Origin of the sequence: Acinetobacter sp. 5862 (assembly GCF_024494585.1) — a bacterium.
Taxonomy (GTDB): Bacteria; Pseudomonadota; Gammaproteobacteria; order Pseudomonadales; family Moraxellaceae; genus Acinetobacter.
In genome coordinates, this window is record NZ_JANHGP010000037.1 from 24,854 (window position 1) to 43,063 (window position 18,210).

Annotated in this window: 16 protein-coding genes; 7 read left to right on the plus strand and 9 right to left on the minus strand. The window is 38.6% G+C overall.

What is annotated here, in order from left to right:
- Positions 1-134: 134 nt before the first annotated feature.
- Positions 135-773, minus strand: a complete 639-nt coding sequence (gene nfuA, locus NO346_RS07010) for a Fe-S biogenesis protein NfuA (RefSeq protein WP_004663326.1) — start codon at positions 771-773, stop codon at positions 135-137.
- Positions 774-927: 154 nt separating this feature from the next.
- On the opposite strand from nfuA, the gene NO346_RS07015 reads away from it, so the two are divergent.
- From NO346_RS07015 to NO346_RS07035, 5 genes are all read left to right on the plus strand, one after another.
- The gene (locus NO346_RS07015; RefSeq protein ID WP_004663327.1) at positions 928-1,545 is read left to right on the plus strand and encodes a rhomboid family intramembrane serine protease; all 618 of its coding nucleotides are present in this window, start codon (positions 928-930) and stop codon (positions 1,543-1,545) included.
- A gap of 132 nt (positions 1,546-1,677) precedes the next feature.
- Positions 1,678-3,357 carry an arylsulfatase gene (locus NO346_RS07020; protein WP_256414721.1) on the plus strand — a complete coding sequence of 560 codons (1,680 nt, stop codon included), beginning with the start codon at positions 1,678-1,680 and terminating at the stop codon, positions 3,355-3,357.
- On the plus strand, positions 3,354-4,355 hold the full coding sequence (locus tag NO346_RS07025) for an SUMF1/EgtB/PvdO family nonheme iron enzyme (RefSeq protein WP_256414722.1): 1,002 nt from the start codon (positions 3,354-3,356) through the stop codon (positions 4,353-4,355). The genes NO346_RS07020 and NO346_RS07025 overlap by 4 nt, the downstream gene beginning before the upstream one ends.
- Before the next feature lie 95 nt (positions 4,356-4,450).
- Positions 4,451-4,612, plus strand: a complete 162-nt coding sequence (locus NO346_RS07030; RefSeq protein WP_087536989.1) for a hypothetical protein — start codon at positions 4,451-4,453, stop codon at positions 4,610-4,612.
- A gap of 200 nt (positions 4,613-4,812) precedes the next feature.
- The gene (locus NO346_RS07035) at positions 4,813-5,940 is read left to right on the plus strand and encodes a helix-turn-helix transcriptional regulator (protein ID WP_005158079.1); all 1,128 of its coding nucleotides are present in this window, start codon (positions 4,813-4,815) and stop codon (positions 5,938-5,940) included.
- A 20-nt stretch (positions 5,941-5,960) separates the two neighbouring features.
- Here the strand turns inward: NO346_RS07035 and epmA are convergent, their stop codons facing one another.
- The 3 genes from epmA to NO346_RS07050 form a co-directional block, all read right to left on the minus strand.
- On the minus strand, positions 5,961-6,944 hold the full coding sequence (epmA, locus tag NO346_RS07040; protein WP_256414723.1) for an EF-P lysine aminoacylase EpmA: 984 nt from the start codon (positions 6,942-6,944) through the stop codon (positions 5,961-5,963).
- Positions 6,941-8,008 carry a 4-phosphoerythronate dehydrogenase gene (locus NO346_RS07045; protein WP_256414724.1) on the minus strand — a complete coding sequence of 356 codons (1,068 nt, stop codon included), beginning with the start codon at positions 8,006-8,008 and terminating at the stop codon, positions 6,941-6,943. The genes epmA and NO346_RS07045 overlap by 4 nt, the downstream gene beginning before the upstream one ends.
- A 215-nt stretch (positions 8,009-8,223) precedes the next feature.
- Positions 8,224-10,911: a YadA-like family protein gene (locus NO346_RS07050; protein ID WP_256414725.1), complete on the minus strand. Its 2,688-nt coding sequence runs from the start codon at positions 10,909-10,911 to the stop codon at positions 8,224-8,226.
- Between the two features lie 392 nt (positions 10,912-11,303).
- Here NO346_RS07050 and NO346_RS07055 point away from each other — a divergent pair, with 392 nt between their 5' ends.
- Complete coding sequence (locus tag NO346_RS07055) at positions 11,304-11,723, plus strand: hypothetical protein (protein WP_256414726.1); 420 nt, start codon at positions 11,304-11,306, stop codon at positions 11,721-11,723.
- Positions 11,724-11,727: 4 nt separating this feature from the next.
- Here the strand turns inward: NO346_RS07055 and NO346_RS07060 are convergent, their stop codons facing one another.
- From NO346_RS07060 to NO346_RS07080, 5 genes are all read right to left on the minus strand, one after another.
- On the minus strand, positions 11,728-11,901 hold the full coding sequence (locus NO346_RS07060) for a hypothetical protein (protein ID WP_155757122.1): 174 nt from the start codon (positions 11,899-11,901) through the stop codon (positions 11,728-11,730).
- Between the two features lie 233 nt (positions 11,902-12,134).
- Positions 12,135-13,769, minus strand: coding sequence for a chaperonin GroEL (gene groL / locus NO346_RS07065; RefSeq protein ID WP_256414727.1), 1,635 nt, complete (start codon positions 13,767-13,769; stop codon positions 12,135-12,137).
- Positions 13,770-13,829: 60 nt separating this feature from the next.
- Entirely contained in the window at positions 13,830-14,120 is a 291-nt protein-coding gene (gene groES / locus NO346_RS07070; RefSeq protein WP_005144860.1) for a co-chaperone GroES, read from the minus strand.
- A gap of 189 nt (positions 14,121-14,309) precedes the next feature.
- Positions 14,310-15,065 (minus strand): metallophosphoesterase, encoded by a 756-nt coding sequence (locus NO346_RS07075; protein ID WP_256414728.1) that lies wholly within the window; start codon positions 15,063-15,065, stop codon positions 14,310-14,312.
- Positions 15,046-15,984 carry a diacylglycerol kinase family protein gene (locus NO346_RS07080; RefSeq protein ID WP_256414729.1) on the minus strand — a complete coding sequence of 313 codons (939 nt, stop codon included), beginning with the start codon at positions 15,982-15,984 and terminating at the stop codon, positions 15,046-15,048. Before NO346_RS07080 ends, NO346_RS07075 begins: the two co-directional genes overlap by 20 nt.
- A 396-nt stretch (positions 15,985-16,380) precedes the next feature.
- On the opposite strand from NO346_RS07080, the gene NO346_RS07085 reads away from it, so the two are divergent.
- Positions 16,381-18,210 (plus strand): phosphoenolpyruvate carboxykinase (GTP), encoded by a 1,830-nt coding sequence (locus tag NO346_RS07085; protein WP_005158109.1) that lies wholly within the window; start codon positions 16,381-16,383, stop codon positions 18,208-18,210.

Consider the following 18,210-nt stretch of genomic DNA (forward strand, 5'->3'; position numbering starts at 1 on the left):
GTTATTATTTATATTTTCATTATTTTATTTAGCTCAGACATTCCTGAACATAATGATGAAATAAAATTTGATTAAATGAATAATAAAAAAAGCCCTATTCAGGGCTTTTATAATGCAATAAATTTCAAGTTTTATTACTTGAAGTAGGCACCTTCTGATTGAGAGTGATCAGTTTGGTCAACCACACGCTTTAATTCTGGGACATGCTGTTGTAAAGTCGTTTCAACACCTTGTTTAAGGGTAACATCAATTGCTGAGCAACCTTGGCAACCACCACCAAATTTCAATACAGCAGTAAGACCATGCTCTGGATCATCTTTCACTTCGACTAAACTACAATTACCGCCATGACCCTCTAAACCTGGATTGATCTCAGATTGTAAAATGTAGGTAATTCGTTCTTCAATTGACGCATCTGGGCCAACACGCGGCACTTTCGAATTTGGTGCACGGAAAGTTAATTGACCACCAAAACGGTCTTTGTTGTAGTCAATGACAGCATCTAATAAATATGGAATGGATGGTGCATCAACATAAGCCGGAAAATCAGGATATTCCTGTTTGTAGTCTGTTGGTACTACTTCATCAGGTGCGCTATATGCCATACAACATTCTGCACGCGGTGTACCTGGATGTTCTACAAAAACACGAACGCCAATCCCTGGAGTATTTTGCTTTGATAATAAATCACTTAAATACTCTTGCGCAGATGGAGTAATCAAAAGGTTTGGGATTTCTTCTGCAATGGCAGTATTGGTGTTCTCAGTCGACATAACAATATTCCTCAAGCTGATGTCGTTATCTTAACCGAAGATGGAGTGTAATAAAAAAAAATCAACCATTTTTGTAGGAATTCTATGCAAGATCATTGTTTATTAAGTTTTTAATGGCATTATTGCTGAGACACTGATCAATTTTAAAACATTTATGTTACATCTACCCTTTAGTCATACTGTGACACTGATCATCATTACAGTTGCCATTTCCTTGTTAGCCTTCTCAAATCAAACGGTGATGAATCGTTTAATTTTTTGGCCACCTGCACTGCAACGTGGGCAGTATGACCGCTTTATTACACATGGTTTTGTTCATGCTGATGGTACTCATTTACTCTTTAACATGATCACGCTGTTCTTCTTTGGCAATATTATTGAAAGCTTTTATCGTCAGTTTTTTTATGACACAGGCTTTGTCTTATTTTATCTAGGTGGATTAATTGCAGCAATTTTACCAAGCTATTTAAAACATCGACATGATATTCGTTGGGCAAGTTTAGGTGCGTCTGGTGCTGTTTCTGCAGTATTATTTGCTTATATTCTGTTTCAACCATGGAAGCTCATTTTCGTTTTCTTTATTCCCGTTCCAGCCATTATTTTTGCCATTTTATATGTCGCTTACAGTATTTGGTCTGGCAAAAGAGGCAACACAAATATCAACCATAGTGCTCACTTATGGGGAGCAGCGTATGGTGTGGTCATGACAATTTTATTAGAACCTAAAGTGCTGCCGCACTTTTTAAATCAACTCACTCAAATACCATTTTAATTTTTATCATACACGCCCCTTTTTTGGGGCTTTTCTTTTTTTAAGATTAACAATCAAATTTTAATTATTTTTATCATAAAAATCATCGCTCTAAACTCGTCATAATTCTTCTATAAAATTAAGTCGATTCTAATGTCTCATAATAGTCTCTTTAGCACACTTTCTATTGCATTATTTAGCTTGTCAATTTCAGCTTGCAGCAATGATTCTGATCATTCAAATACTGTGGTTGAAACCAAGAAGCAACCCAACATTTTATTCATTATGGCTGATGACTTAGGCTATTCAGACTTAGGCGCTTTTGGTGGGGAAATTCATACACCCAATATTGATGAACTAACCCGAGCAGGTCGTATTTTAACGGACTATCATACTGCCCCGACCTGCTCACCGACACGCTCACAATTGATTTCGGGAACTGACCATCATCTAGCGGGGATTGGTGCAATGGCTGAACTCACACCTGAGCATCTAAAAGGTCAACCTGGTTATGAGGGCTATTTAAATGAACGTTCACTCTCTATTGCAGAAGTCCTCAAAGACAATGGCTATCGAACTTATATCAGCGGTAAATGGCACTTAGGCTTGACCGATGCAACCAACGCACATGCTAAAGGATTCGATCACTCATTTACGTTATTGCAAGGCTTAGACCTACATTTTAAACAAGCACCGAGTGCCTATAAGCGTAATGCGACGTATACGGAAGACGGCAAACAAGTTCCGATTTCATCCTTACCCGATGATTTCTTCTCTACCAATTACTTCACAGACAAATTGATCAGTTATATTGAGTCAGGTAAAAACTCAGGCAAGCCATTCTTTGCCTATGCTGCTTACACCGCGCCGCATTGGCCTTTACAAGCACCCGCTGAATATCGCGATCGTTATCGCGGTGTTTATGACGCAGGCTATGATGTGATTCGCGATGCGCGAATTGCCCGTCAAAAACAGCTTGGCTTAATTCCAACGAATTTTACTGCGGCTGAACCAATTGCCACGCAAAATGCACCGCAAAAATATGGCAAGTGGAATGAACTTTCAACCGAGCAAAAAATGCTAGAAGCACGCAGAATGGAAATCTATGCAGGTATGGTCGAAAATCTGGATGCCAATATCGGTCGGGTGATTCAATATTTAAAACGCAATAATCTATATGACAATACATTAATCTTCTTTGTCTCAGACAATGGTGCAGAAGGCTTTATCCGTGGCAATTACGGTGCTGAATCAGGTTTTGATAACGGCGTGAATAACGTGGGGACATCAAGCTCTTATCACTATGTTGGACCACGTTGGGCGGAAGTCAGTGCTGCGCCATTCCATCTATGGAAAGATACTGCAGGTGAAGGTGCAACCACCGCACCTGCAATTGTGAAGCTCCCTTATCAAAGCAAAGCCGAAGCCATACATCATGGTTTTGCCTCAGTCTTGGATGTGTTCCCAACCGTGCTCGACTACGCAAATATTGCCGTCCCACAAGGTCAATACAAAGGCCGTCAAATCAATACGCCAAGCGGCTATTCATGGAAACCTGTACTCGACAATAAAGCGCAAGCGATCCGCCCCGTTAACTTTAGCTTTGCCGATGAATTACATGGCAGTAAATATGCCCGTCAAGGGGACTGGAAAATTGCATTACAAGGTAAATCAGAACTCGGAACAGGTGCATGGGAATTGTATAACCTCAAAAATGATCGAGGCGAAACGCAAAACCTTGCTCAAGATAATCCGGCCAAATTACAAGAGCTGATAAATGTATATAATCAATATACCCAGCAAAATGGGGTTAAGGAATATTTCCTTAAATGAAATGGGTATGCATTTTAGTTTCACTGATCAGTCTGTCCCTCGTGACAGGCTGTAGCAAAGTTAAGCCTGCTGCCACTCAATCACATAGACAAAACAGCACCTTGGCTCCATTGGGCTCATTACAGCAATGCCAACAGTATTCGGGCTTACCTGAGGCATGGCAAAACAGTAAAACTGCAGGTATGGTCTGGATTCCTGAAGGTTCATTTCAACTGGGTTCAAACTTAGCCTACCCTGATGAATTGAATTTTGGCCAAGCACAACGCCAAGTAACAGGTTTTTGGATCGATCAAACTGAGGTGACAGTTGCTCAATTCTCCAATTTTGTCAAAGCCACAGGCTATATCACTGATGCAGAAAAGCAGAAACAGGCTGCAGTATTTTCACCGAATGTGGACAACCCAAAACAATGGTGGCAGTTGAAATCAGATTACACATGGAAAACGCCGAATGGTGCTCAGGGTCAGCCTCCATTACCGTCTGAACCTGTTCGCTATGTCACTAAAAATGATGCTGAACACTATGCCGTTTGGTTAGGTCGGGACTTACCTACAGAGCAAGAATGGGAATATGCCGCCAAAGCAGGTTCGAAAAGTGATACTCCTTTACACCAAGCGCCACAAGATACGCATCAACATCCACAAGCCAATTATTGGCAAGGTGAATTTCCTTTCGATAATAGGGTTGAAGATCATTTCCAAAGTGTGGCGCCTGTCGGCTGTTATGCTTCCAATGCTTTTAAGTTATTCGATATGATTGGCAATGTCTGGGAATGGACCTCTTCTGCTTATCACGGCGCACATGATCAGCACATGGGCAATTATGCGGAACTTCGTCAACAAAACAGCACCGCAACGCAATATGTACTTAAAGGCGGTTCTTTTCTTTGTGCCTCCAACTTTTGCGCACGCTATCGAAACAGTAGTCGTTATCCACAAGAATTTGATTTGGCAGCAACCCATGTGGGATTTAGAACTATTTTACGTACAGTCGAATGATACAAATCTCTATTAAAAACATGCGTCATTACGCTAGTCGAAAAGTGAGGATCAATTTAAAGTAAATGAGAAAGCAATAAAAAGAGGATGCAATGATGAAAATAATACTGCTTTGCTTCAGTACTTTAATCACATTTAGCTTATCGGCCTGTGCCGTACATACCCCTCATGGCAGTGTGATTGTTGATCCAGACAACCACCATGATGGTCATAGTGATTTTTGTCCTCCAGGACAGGCTAAAAAAGGACGTTGTTAAATTCAATCTCGCCTAGGCTTTGATAGGGCTTAGGCATTTTCATCAAATGATAAAGTTTATTCAATTTTTTCTTTCAAATAATTCATCTCATCAAATTGTATAAATAAAACTAGAATATATTTCAGTTACTGATTTCATTTCATCAAAACCCATATAAACTACATGGAAATGTATTCTATTTATTTTAATGGGATTTTTGAATGGATCTAAGCCAACAAAGCACTGTCATGGAAATCTTGAATAAGGTGCAGCATGCAGATGATTGGATTATTTTATTAGAACAACTGAATCAACATTTTAATCTACAAGCCTCTCAACTACTCGCCGTTGATCTTGAAGTACAAGCGCTATCTTTTAGTGTTCATCATGGCGTTGATTTTGATGAACATCAACTTGAACAAGCCGCACTAAAACAAATTCGTTTAGATATAGATGATGATCCTCGCTTAAACAAAATGTTAGTGGCTCCAATGCAAGGTTGGATGCATTGTTTTCAACATTTCACAGAAGATGAAATTCTTCAAACTCAAGTCTATCAACAAGTATTAAAACCTCTAAATTTACGTTTTTGTTCAGCAATACAAATTCTTTATGATCATAAAGTTTGTATCATACTTTCATTTTTGACTAGCCCCGAACGAGGTGCTTTGAGTTGTTCTGAATTACAACCGATTTATGAATTATTACCGATACTACAGCAGAAAATTCAACAATATCGACATCATTTTGAATACTCGACAATGACCTTACTCGGGTCCCAATTAATTCAAAAAATGAATCAGCCCATTGCGATTATTAATTTGAATGGCGATATTCTTGAATTGAATACAGAAGCAAAACAGCTATTGGAAAATAGTAAACTGATCCAAATCAAACAACGTCGTTTTGCATTCAATGAAAGTAGCCAACAACAATTTGAGTTAAACCTGATTGAGCTAGAACGCCTACATAAACGCCATCATGACTTAAGCTACGCTGAACGCAGTAAAATTATGATGATTGATGATCATTTATTCTTAACACTAGATTTATTAAGTCCAGAAAAAACACACAAGATTTTTGGTCTACGTCCAGTTTTACTCGCCACATTTTCTGGTTTAAAACATAAACCTAAATATCAACGAGAAATATGTACTCAGCTTTTTATGTTCACACCTGTAGAACACAAAATATGTGAGCAATTACTTGAGGGTAAAACCACCAAAGAAATTGCTCTCTCACACGATATTCAGGCTGATACTGTCAAAAAACATCTACAAGCGATTTTCAAGAAAACTAAAACGCATCGACAAAGTGAGTTAATTCAATTATTGATGCAGTTTTTATAAGCATGTAAAGATGAAAGTTTCTAAGCAATCTCCGCTGGGAAAGTAATCACTTGATCAATTTTCATCTTATTCATCGCAACCATCAGTAAACGATCAATTCCAAGTGCAATCCCTGAGCATTCTGGCATGTGGGGTAAAGCTGCTAACAAGTGTTGATCCATTGGAATAACAGGTAATCCTTGTTGAGCACGCTCGATATTATCGGCGTCAAAACGTTCAGCTAAAACTTTGGCATCTAAAAGCTCATCATAGGCATTGGCAAGCTCTAAACCCTCAATGTATACCTCGAAGCGTGCTGCGACTAATTCACCATCCTCATCTGTTTTCACCTTAGCCAACGATGCCATTTCAGGCGGAAAATCAGTTAAAAATACAGGTGCATCAAAGCCTAAACTTGGTTCAACGAAATGCGAAAACAATAAATCCATATAACCCAAGCGATCATTTCCTAAATCAAGATTGAGTCCTACACGATTCGCAGTTTCTTTAAGTTGCTTTAAAGTCGCTTGTAAAGGATTAATATCTAAACGATCTTGAAAAGCATGCTTATAACTCAAAATATACGGACGGACTTCACCCAAACGATGTGCCAAACACACTTCTAGTAAATCTGCTGTTTCATGCATTAAACCTTTTAAATCTAAACCAGGTCGATACCATTCCAGCATGGTAAATTCACTATTATGCTTACGCCCATGCTCATCATCACGGAATACTTTACAGATTTGATAAATTGCTCCACTACCACTGGCCAATAAACGTTTCATTGGAAATTCAGGTGAAGTCTGTAAGTATTGAGTATTTAATTTGCCATGAATATGACGTTGCACTTGTACAGATGCCAAATGAACATCGGTTACAGCAGCTTGAGACAAAACAGGCGTTTCAACCTCTAATACCTTACGCTCCGCAAAAAACTGACGAATCTTTTGATACATCTCTGCACGTGCTTTTAATGCCTCAATAGAACAAGTCGGTTGATAGGATTTCATATCTTGGCTCATGCTTTTGGTCCACCGTGTGCCGCCCATTCACGGCGTAAAGGATAATTTTTACGAAGTAAATCAAATGCTTTCTGTTCAACTTTAGCATTTTGAACACAAGCTCTTAATTGTTTATCATCTTCAGCAATATCGTAAATCTGAGTAAGATGTTGTTTAAGCACAGCTTTTAAATCCTGCTGCCCGAAATATTGTTCCACCTGAGGCAATTGACTCTCAAAACGCTTTGAGGCTTCATAAGAAAATTTATCGCAAAATGCCTCATAAATCATCTGCGTTCCTCTCGCTTTGCCTTCAAGGCTATACCCTGCAATATGCGGGGTGGCTAAAGCCAATAAATTCAGCAATTGCGCTGGAATCTCTGGTTCAAACTCAAAGACATCCAAGACAACTTTACGGTTGTTTTTTTTAATATCGTTCATCAATGCAGATTGTTGAATCACTGGACCACGCGCACTATTAATCAAAATTGCGGATGCTTTCATTGCAGCAAATGAAGCATCGTTGAACAAATGTTGTGTTGGATAATCACCAGCTAAGGTTAAAGGGACATGAATTGAAATCGCATCAGCCTGTTTTAACAACTCCTGAAAGGATACATTTTCAATGCCAGCGAGTTGCACATAAGGGTCATAGCCAATCACATTCCAGCCCAACAATTGAGCCATCACTGCGAGTCGACTCCCTACATTGCCTAAGCCAACAATTGCTAATGTAAAAGCTCTCTCTTGTTCTAATAAGTCGATATTCAAATGCAATAAAGCAGTAATAACATATTCAGCAACGGCTTGCGCATTGCAGCCCGCAGCATTACTCCATGCAATATGCTGCTGTTCCAAAGCTTGAATATCAAGATGATCTGTACCAATTGTCGCACTGCCGACAAATTGAAGCTTGGTCTGATCAATTAAGGCATGATTCACTTTAGTCACCGAGCGAACCAAAAGTGCATCGGCATCTTGGACATCATTATGAGTCAGGGTGCGCCCTGCTTTATGCTGTATTTCAGCAAAATCTGCAAAAAAATAATCGGTAAATGCCAAATTTTCATCTGCGATAATTTTCATGCAATTCTTTCCATCGATTTGTATGTGCTTATTATCCTTAGCGAGACCTAAATTGGCAATTTATAAAATGATTTTTGGATTTAATAAACACAAAAAAGGCTATTCTTCATGCTGAAAAGAATAACCTAAAAGGTGAAAACCTAATAACAAAGAGCTGGGATGCTAGACTTCCCAGCTCTTTACTTTATTACTTTTATTTGACTAATCGTTCAAGATTACTTACCGCCAAAAACGTAAGCAACACCTACACGACCACCAAACTCATTACCACCAGCGAAACCAAATGCACCACTTGCAGAGATACGATCAGTAAAAGATGTTACTACACCGATAGAACCAGCAGTTTCACCTTCATAATGACCTACACCACCAAATACAGCAACTTGACCTGGAGCAATGTTAGGTACAGCTTGTTGTGCAGCTAACGCAATTGCAATACCACGGTAAGCAGTTTTTTGCACATCATCAATACGAGTATTTAATTGATTTGCACGACCATCAGTATAAGCATTAGCTGATACCAAAGTCGCTGCCGCTTTAGTATCTGTATAAGTATTTGCTGATGTTAAAGTTGCCGCAGATTTAGTATCAGTGTAACCATTTGCTGATGCTAAAGTTGCTGCTGCTTTAGTATCAGTGTAACCATTTGCTGATGTTAAAGTTGCTGCTGCTTTAGTATCAGTGTAACCATTTGCTGATGTTAAAGTCGCTACATCTGCTGCTGCAAAGTCAGTACGAATCTGAGTATCAGCTGCTTCACGAGCAGTTTTTTCAGCTCCAACTTTAGTATCTGTATAAGTGTTAGCAGTAGCTAAAGTATCTGCTGCAACCGTATCAATACGACCATCTAAACGATTAACTTCTGTTGTTACACGTCCATCAAGGGTTGTGATCGCTGTTTCATTCGCTGTTACACGAGCATCAACTGCATCAACACGTCCATCTAAACGACCAACTTCTGTTGTTACACGGTTATCAAGATTAGTAATCGCTGTTTCGTTAGCTGTCACACGAGTATCCAAACCTGCAATCGCAGTTGTGTGTGCATCTAATGTATCTTTAACATTTGTACCACCAACAATAATTGTATCAGCAGTTACAGTACCCGTCTTAACGGCACCAGCTGTTACTGTTGTTTTAGCAGTTCCATTTGCATCAGTTTTCGAAACTTCTACACCATAAATATTTTCACCATTATTCGTAGCAATAATACCGTTTACAACAGATTGTTCTACACTTTTTGGAATCCCTGTACCAACAGCAGTATTAAGGGCTGGATGACCACGGTCAAATGTTGCATCAATATTTGTTGCATCTTGAGTAGTCACTTGCTCTGAATATGTAATATTTTTATCAGTTGCTACATTTTTAACAGTACCAGTAGTTAATGTTCCACTTGTAATACGACTTGTACCACCAGCAACAGGAGCAACTGTACCATTTTTAATGCCAGACACGTCACCTGTATATTCAACAAGCTGACCAGCATTACTAACATAAAACTTTTCAGTTGCTACACCATTCTCAAAAACATGTAACTGATAAATATCATTACCACTAACATTATATTTACCAATCAACTGGTTGCCACTTGTACCGTTAGATGTAAAATCGTTTTGTTTTACAATACTACCATCAGCAGCACTTAGTACATCACGATTAGCAAATACAATCACAGGAGCTTGGATACGATTTGAAGCTAAAGTATTGTTTAAGATATTATCAGTTGATAATAAGCCTGTAATCGTTGCAGTGTCAGCAGTCAAACCACCACGTACATTTGCACCACCATTTGCATTCAACAGACCAGTTATTGTTGCTGTATCAGTAGTCAAACCACCACGTACATTTGCACCAGCATTTGCACTGAACAAACCATTAACAGTTGCTGCATTTGTTACAGTCAATGAATCAAGTGTTGATGCACCAGCAGTTAATGCACCAGTTACTGTCGCTGTATCAGCAGTCAAACCACCTCGTACATTTGCACCGCCATTTGCATTCAACAGACCACTTACTGTCGCTGTATTAAGCGTTGTATCGCCACCCACATTTAATGTACCAGTTGTCGAAATACCTACTCCTTGAACTTTTGTAGTATCATTTCTCTCAGTACCATCAACATCCTTACTCTTAGCGGTAACAACCAAGCCATCGCTTGTTAATAAAGTTTCTTTATCCCAACCAGATTTAAGTGAACCATCTGCCTTATAAGAACCTTGTTTAGTTGTTGCATTCAAACCATAAACTTTATTGCCATTTTTAGTAAATGTTCCAGTTACCACAGCATCCGATTGCTCAGTATAATCTCCTGATTGCACTGTTGCATTATTAAAAGTTGTAGCATTACCTTGTGCGTCTGTTACAGCAAGATCAGTTTGAATTGAGTCATACTTAGTAACAGCATCACTATATGTCAAATTATCTTCAGATAATTTCTTTACAGATTGCGTAATATCAAAAGTGCCTTTCGTAAGATCAGCTGCCGTGCCGCCATAAATAAATGTCGAACTGCCTGTATTATTAACATATGGAGTCAAAACACCTCCCACAACAGTATATGCAGATGGTAAAGATGCATTATTAGTTGCATTATTACCTAGACCATCCTGAATTTCGTAATAATACGTACCATCACCTGCTTGCAATTGTTGAACAGGCATATTGGTTGGATTTGAAGAATTTGGTGTATATTGACCTGTGATATTTGATCCTAAATCAACCAATGGTGTTGTAACACTTTGCGCCGCTGTTACTGTATTAAATGCATCCGTATTAAAAGATGTTGTTGGGGTCCATCCGTATACATCGTCAAAAGACAATACATTAATTTGATCAGCCATAACTGAACTAGATGCAGCAATTGCAATTGCTACTGCTGATAATTGAAAAGATTTTTTCATTAAAAAGACATCCTATTTTTGAAGCATAAACTTGTAGTAACACTAAAAGGTACTTAACCATTGATCTGGAGTTTAGGCTAAGAAATCTTTTAGTGTTAATTCTGCTTAACTTTTTAAGTTAATGGTCTAAAGACAGAGCTTTTCATGTTGATGAAAAAGTAACTGCTCATACTCTAAACACCCCTTGTCTCGGATTCTAATTTCACTTTAAATTTTTATCAATCAATATTTGATTTAAAATTTCATTTTTCTTCATACTTTTTACTAATAATTAAATCAAAGTAATAAAAAATTACGATTAGGACAAAATATCCATATAAAATTTATCATTGGGTTAATTTTATAAATCAAAATTTGATTCATAAAATGATATGATAATTTATCAATACGTTATGGTGAGAAAAGCTCTTAAGATGCAGGAAATCAACGAGAAAAAGGCTTTTAGTCAACGACTGAAACAACAGCTTTTAGAGCAGAACTGGCCTGTTAACAGCCCAACTTGGTTGGCTCGAGAGTTCAACATACGCTATAACGGTCATTCTATTAGTGTGCAAACTGCGAGTAACTGGTTATCAGGTACAGCAATACCTAACCAAGATAAATTACAAATTTTGGCTGCGTGGCTAGACATTTCCACGCAATGGTTACGTTTCGGAGAAGTAAGTCCTACCTCAAAAAAATGCACAAAAAATGATCATAAAAAAATTCAGTTTTACTTAGATGATCTACCTAAAAAAATTGGATTATTATGTCCAAAGCAAAAACAAATAATTTATGAAATCGTAAATGAATTTTTATCACAGAACGAGTAAAAATTTATTTACTCGTTCTTAATAGTAATTGTTTTAAATGCCAATTTTCCTTTTGCAATTGCTCCAATTCTTTTAGTAAAGATTCATATCTAATTTTACAAGAATAAAGGTTTTGCACTTCTTTTACTGGATAAAGTGCGTAACCTATATTTTCATTTTTTAATTTAGTTTTTAACAAGATACTCCTCCTTGTTTAACAACTTTACAACTCTATGAATACAAATAGAAGTTTTACTTTTATTTCAAAATAGTTAAAATTTCTCGTGAATAAAATAATGTGTAGATTATTATACTTTTTTGTAAAAATTTCTATACCCCAAATGAGGTATGTCAAAAAATGTCATTTTATTATTAAGAAATAAAAATCCCTGCATTAGCAGGGATTTTTTTTAATCTAGGAAGAAGATGTAATTACATCATTCCGCCCATACCACCCATACCGCCCATATCTGGACCAGCTGGTTTGTCTTCTGGAATGTCAGTAATCATGCATTCAGTTGTCAACATTAAACCAGCAACAGAAGCTGCGTGCTCAAGTGCAGAACGCGTTACTTTAGCAGGGTCAAGAATACCCATTTCTAACATATCGCCATATTCACCAGTTGCAGCGTTATAACCGAAGTTACCTTCACCCGCTTTAACTGCATTGATGACAACTGATGGCTCATCACCAGCATTCGAAACGATTTGACGAAGTGGCGCTTCAATCGCACGGCGTAAAATGTTGATACCCGCAGTTTGATCTTCGTTTGCACCTTTTAAGCCATCCAATACGTTTACAGCACGTACCAGTGCAACACCACCACCTGCTACAACACCTTCTTCAACTGCTGCACGAGTTGCATGAAGTGCATCGTCAACACGATCTTTCTTCTCTTTCATTTCAACTTCAGTTGCTGCACCAATTTTGATAACTGCAACACCGCCAGCTAATTTAGCAACGCGTTCTTGAAGTTTTTCTTTGTCATATTCAGAAGTAGATTCTTCGATTTGCGCACGGATCTGTTGAACACGTTCCGCGATTTGTGCAGCATTACCCGCACCATCAACAATCACTGTATTTTCTTTAGACACTGTGATTTTATGAGCAGTACCTAAATCTTGAAGAGAAGCTTGTTCTAAAGACATGCCTACTTCTTCAGAGATTACAGTTGCGCCAGTCAAGATTGCGATATCTTGAAGCATCGCTTTACGACGATCACCAAAACCAGGTGCTTTAACTGCACATACTTTGATAATACCGCGCATGTTGTTCACAACAAGAGTTGCAAGCGCTTCGCCTTCAACATCTTCCGCGATGATAAGAAGAGGTTTACCAGTTTTAGCAACTGCTTCTAAAACAGAAATCAATTCACGGATGTTGCTGATTTTTTTATCAACAAGAAGAATGAACGGATTTTCAAGTTCAGCAGTTAAAGTATCTTGCTTGTTCGCGAAGTATGGAGAGATATAACCACGGTCGAACTGCATACCTTCTACAACGTCTAAAGCATCTTCGAAGCCAGAACCTTCTTCTACAGTGATAACACCTTCTTTACCCACTTTTTCCATTGCTTGTGCAATCAATTTACCCACAGTGGTGTCAGAGTTTGCAGAGATTGAACCCACTTGTTCAATTGCTTTGAAATCATCAGCAGGTTTTGCATTGGTGCGGATATTTTCAACAACCGTTTTTACTGCGATATCGATACCACGTTTTAAATCCATTGGGTTCATACCTGCAGTTACAGATTTGATCCCTTCATTTAAAATTGCTTGAGCAAGTACAGTTGCCGTTGTTGTACCGTCACCCGCGATGTCGTTGGTTTTAGAAGAAACTTCACGAACAAGTTGAGCACCCATGTTTTCAAACTTGTCTTTTAAAGAAATTTCTTTCGCAACTGTTACACCATCTTTAGTAATGTGTGGTGCACCGAAAGAACGGTCGATGACAACATTACGGCCTTTAGGACCTAAAGTTACTTTTACTGCATCTGCAAGCACGTTAACGCCTGCGATCATTTTTGAGCGAGCTGAATCACCAAATTTTACGTCTTTAGCTGACATGTTAAACTCCGAATCTTTTTAAATACTGAATCTGAAAATAAATTTGAGTTATGTGTCGAGTTAGCCTTCAAGCACAGCTAAGATGTCCGACTCTTTCATAATTAAGAGTTCTTCACCACTTACTTTTACTGTTGTACCTGCATAAGTACCGAACAATACTTTGTCACCAACTTTAACGTCTAAAGCACGAACGCCATTGTCAGTGATCTGACCATTACCCACTGCAATGATTTCACCTTGAGAAGGTTTCTCAGCAGCAGAACCTGGAAGTAAAATACCACCAGCCGTTTTAGTTTCTTCTTCTACGCGACGAATCACAACACGATCATGTAATGGACGAATGTTGCTCATATTTAACTCCATCAGACTTAGTCTTATTGATTAATGTGTGTCGCCAGTTCATGGCAACACATATAAAATTTTGATATGCCACTTTTGTGGGGTTAAAAAAAATGGCTTCAAGGGGGAAATTAAAAAAAAATCTATTTAAAGATGTTTTTTTCAACACAATCACATGATCTTGCCGAATTAAGCAGCATTTCATGCTCGAAGAAAGATTTTCTGTTTTTCATCAAACCAGTAATGCTCAATTGTTCCGTCATCTAAAATCACGTTAAAACTATTTGAAAACCCAAAACGCAAACGATTTGAAGTTGCTGTTCCAGCATGAATATCAAAAATAGGATGGTTAAATCCCAATTGAAAAATTTGATTTAAATCATGAACAGCAACTTTGTGTAGATGCCCATGTAATAAACCAAACAACCCTGTCTCACCCCAACGTTCTAATGCAATTTTAGCAAGCACAGGACAATCCTTATCTCCATGCTCATTTGGGAAGGTATAAAAAGGCTGATGGAAAGTGACCAATTTTATTTTATTTTTGGGTGCATTTTTTAGCTTGGTATCCGTTTCATGAATTTGCTCAAGGGAAATATGCCCTCGGGTATGGTATCTCCGACGAATACTATTCATGCCAACAATATAAAAATGCTCCGTTTCTAAAGTGGACTCTAAACGGCCAAAAAATGCTTGGTAACGTACAAATGGAGAGAAGAAGCGATTCCAGACATGATAAAGCGGAATATCATGATTACCCGGCACAACAAGATATGGGATATGTAAAGAATCTAAAAATTGACGGCAATCATAAAATTGCTTGAAACGCGCACGCTGGGTTAAATCGCCACTGATTACAATTGCCTCTGGGCGTTTTTGTTGGCAAAACAGTCGTATCGCTTGAATACATTCTTCACGTTCAGTACCAAAATGTAGATCAGATAGGTGTAACAACATTTGGAACCATCACTTTCAAGGCAGATTTTTCAACTGAAAATTTTAGCGGTGTCTGTATTTCCATCAGTTCACCATCCACCGCCACAGTGAGCTTTTTCTTTTTACACTCCACCTGAATCTGTTCAGCACAGAATGAATAAACATCGGAAGCCTGATCAATTTTCCCCTGAATCAGTTTCCATAACATTTTCAGCAAGCTTAGCCGATCACTTTTAGCCACCACTACCCCTGCCAGCTTTCCATTGGCAGCACATTCTGCAATCCTCAGCTTCATGTCGCTAAGTTGAAGCTGGTTATTGCCAAAGAAAACCAGCGGCGTAGCAACAGGATATTTTTGGCCATCTACAGTGACCGCCAGTTTTAGTGATTTATGTTCACGTAGCAGCACATCCAAAGCTGATGTATAGGCATTCAGTGGGAAGCGGCCAAAATGCTGGTTATATAATTCACGTTTTTTTATAAATAAAGGATATAAACCCAGACTGGCATTATTCAGGTAAATCTGGTTATTCAGGGTGGCCACATGAACCTTATGTTCAATGCCTGTGGCAATCACCTCGGCAGCCAGACCAAGATCAATGGGGATATTCAGGGCGCGGGCAACATAATTAAACGTACCTAAGGGCATTATTCCCATTGGAATATTGGTATGCATTAACTTTTTTGCTACGGCATGTAATGTACCATCACCACCTGCAGCAACAACTACCCCACGCGCATGTTCCTGTTGATGTCGAGATAAAACATTATTCATCATTTCATCAAAATTCATGTGCGAATTTAATTCAAACACCTGAATTTCAAATCCTTTCTGACTCCAAAAAGCCATAAGAGCTTCATACTGGTCTTCTTGCTGTGCTGCATGAAAGCCAGATTTTTGATTGTAAATTATGGACAAGGGCCGTAAATTCTGAATCATACCTAACAGCCTTAAAGATAAATCACCAGTATTTTTGTTTATAAAATCAACAATTAAAAGTTTGTTTATGTAAATTTTGGATGAGCATTATTCAATTTATCAATAATAATTCTCAAAAAAAATAAACAAATCTATCTAATTGTTTTTAATAATAATTTAAAATAAAAATAATACACATAAAAAAATTACATATAGAACTAAAAAATACTCAATTTACGCAAAAACAATACGTTACCCATAAATATACACTCTTAGATTAAGACTCTATTAAGCACGGTAGTCTTATTTTTTTTACGATTTTATGCTTTAATACAGCCACTTTTTTTACTTCATCTATTTTCATTGTCATCCAATGAATAGAATTGTACGTCGTACACACTTTAAAAAGGCATCACCATGACCCAAGTGAACGCACCAGAATTCGTTCGTCACCCTAAGCTTATTGCATGGGTGGAAGAAATTGCAAAATTAACCAAACCAGCAAAAATCGAATGGTGTGACGGAAGCGCGGAAGAATATCAACGTCTGATCGACTTGATGATCGCTAACGGCACCATGCAACAACTTAACCAAGAAAAACATCCTGGTTCTTATCTTGCAAATTCTGACCCTTCTGATGTTGCTCGTGTTGAAGATCGCACATATATCTGCTCTGAAAATCAAGAAGATGCTGGTGCAACAAACAACTGGGTTGCGCCTGCTGAAATGCGTGCGAAATTAAACGGCTTATTTGATGGCGCAATGGAAGGTCGTACCATGTACGTCGTTCCTTTCTCTATGGGTCCTTTAGGAAGCCATATTGCACACATCGGTATCGAATTAACAGATTCACCTTACGTTGCTGTCAGCATGACAAAAATGGCGCGTATGGGTAAAGCAGTTTATGACGTATTAGGTACAGATGGTGAGTTTATCCCATGTGTTCATACGGTTGCTGCTCCATTGAAAGATGGTCAAAAAGATGTCGCTTGGCCATGTAACAATGAAAAATATATCGTGCATTACCCAGAAACTCGTGAAATCTGGTCTTACGGTTCTGGTTATGGTGGTAATGCTTTACTTGGTAAAAAATGCCTAGCTTTACGTATTGCTTCTGCAATGGGTCGTGAGCAAGGTTGGTTAGCTGAGCACATGCTTATTTTAGGCGTAACCAATCCACAAGGTGAGAAACACTACATCGCTGCGGCATTCCCTTCTGCGTGTGGTAAAACCAACTTTGCTATGTTGATTCCACCAGCAGGTTATGAAGGTTGGAAGATTGAAACTGTAGGTGACGATATTGCTTGGATCAAACCAGGTGAAGATGGTCGTTTATATGCAATCAATCCAGAAGCGGGTTTCTTCGGTGTTGCACCTGGTACAAATACCAAAACCAACCCTAACTGTATGGCGACATTAACTAAAGATGTTATCTATACGAACGTTGCTGTAACAGATAACGGTGAAATTTGGTGGGAAGGTCTTTCTAAAGAAGTTCCAGCAAACTTAACCAACTGGAAAGGTCAGCCCCACGTTGAAGGTGAAAAAGCGGCTCATCCAAATGCTCGCTTTACAGTTTCAGCTGGTCAATGCCCTTCTATCGATGCTGACTGGGAAAATCCAGCAGGTGTACCAATCTCTGCATTCATCTTCGGTGGTCGTCGTGCAGATACAGTACCTTTAGTAACTGAAGCTTTTGACTGGGTTGATGGCGTTTATAAAGCTGCAACAATGGGTTCAGAAACAACTGCTGCTGCTGTTGGTCAACAAGGTATTGTTCGCCGTGACCCATTTGCAATGCTTCCTTTCGCTGGTTATAACATGGCTGATTACTTCGGTCACTGGTTACAACTTGGTCAAGAAGTTGGCGCTAAAGCAGAAGCTGCTGGTAACAAATTACCAAAAATCTTCAATGTAAACTGGTTCCGTCGCGATGCTGAAGGCAACTTCGTGTGGCCTGGTTTCGGTCAAAACATGCGTGTTCTTGAGTGGATTATTGATCGTTGTGAAGGTCGTGCTGAAGCGACTGAAACACCAATCGGTTATGTTCCAACATACGAACAGTTGAACTGGACAGGTATCGACTTCTCTAAAGAACAATTCGAAACTGTTACAGCACAAGACAAAGACCAATGGATCAAAGAGCTTGAAAGCCATACTGAGTTATTCACTAAACTTGGTGACCGCTTACCACAAGCACTTAAAGATCGTCAAAATGAATTATTAGCAGCTGTTAAATCTGCTTAA

What these genes read in the sequence shown, in the direction of transcription:
- NO346_RS07020 (WP_256414721.1), top strand. Translation starts at nt 1,678, where the DNA reads ATGTCTCATAATAGTCTCTTTAGCACACTTTCTATTGCATTATTTAGC.
- NO346_RS07075 (WP_256414728.1), bottom strand. Translation starts at nt 15,065, where the DNA reads ATGTTGTTACACCTATCTGATCTACATTTTGGTACTGAACGTGAAGAA.
- groL (WP_256414727.1), bottom strand. Translation starts at nt 13,769, where the DNA reads ATGTCAGCTAAAGACGTAAAATTTGGTGATTCAGCTCGCTCAAAAATG.
- groES (WP_005144860.1), bottom strand. Translation starts at nt 14,120, where the DNA reads ATGAGCAACATTCGTCCATTACATGATCGTGTTGTGATTCGTCGCGTA.
- nfuA (WP_004663326.1), bottom strand. Translation starts at nt 773, where the DNA reads ATGTCGACTGAGAACACCAATACTGCCATTGCAGAAGAAATCCCAAAC.
- NO346_RS07080 (WP_256414729.1), bottom strand. Translation starts at nt 15,984, where the DNA reads ATGATTCAGAATTTACGGCCCTTGTCCATAATTTACAATCAAAAATCT.
- NO346_RS07035 (WP_005158079.1), top strand. Translation starts at nt 4,813, where the DNA reads ATGGATCTAAGCCAACAAAGCACTGTCATGGAAATCTTGAATAAGGTG.
- NO346_RS07015 (WP_004663327.1), top strand. Translation starts at nt 928, where the DNA reads ATGTTACATCTACCCTTTAGTCATACTGTGACACTGATCATCATTACA.
- epmA (WP_256414723.1), bottom strand. Translation starts at nt 6,944, where the DNA reads ATGAGCCAAGATATGAAATCCTATCAACCGACTTGTTCTATTGAGGCA.
- NO346_RS07030 (WP_087536989.1), top strand. Translation starts at nt 4,451, where the DNA reads ATGAAAATAATACTGCTTTGCTTCAGTACTTTAATCACATTTAGCTTA.
- NO346_RS07085 (WP_005158109.1), top strand. Translation starts at nt 16,381, where the DNA reads ATGACCCAAGTGAACGCACCAGAATTCGTTCGTCACCCTAAGCTTATT.
- NO346_RS07055 (WP_256414726.1), top strand. Translation starts at nt 11,304, where the DNA reads ATGGTGAGAAAAGCTCTTAAGATGCAGGAAATCAACGAGAAAAAGGCT.
- NO346_RS07045 (WP_256414724.1), bottom strand. Translation starts at nt 8,008, where the DNA reads ATGAAAATTATCGCAGATGAAAATTTGGCATTTACCGATTATTTTTTT.
- NO346_RS07025 (WP_256414722.1), top strand. Translation starts at nt 3,354, where the DNA reads ATGAAATGGGTATGCATTTTAGTTTCACTGATCAGTCTGTCCCTCGTG.
- NO346_RS07050 (WP_256414725.1), bottom strand. Translation starts at nt 10,911, where the DNA reads ATGAAAAAATCTTTTCAATTATCAGCAGTAGCAATTGCAATTGCTGCA.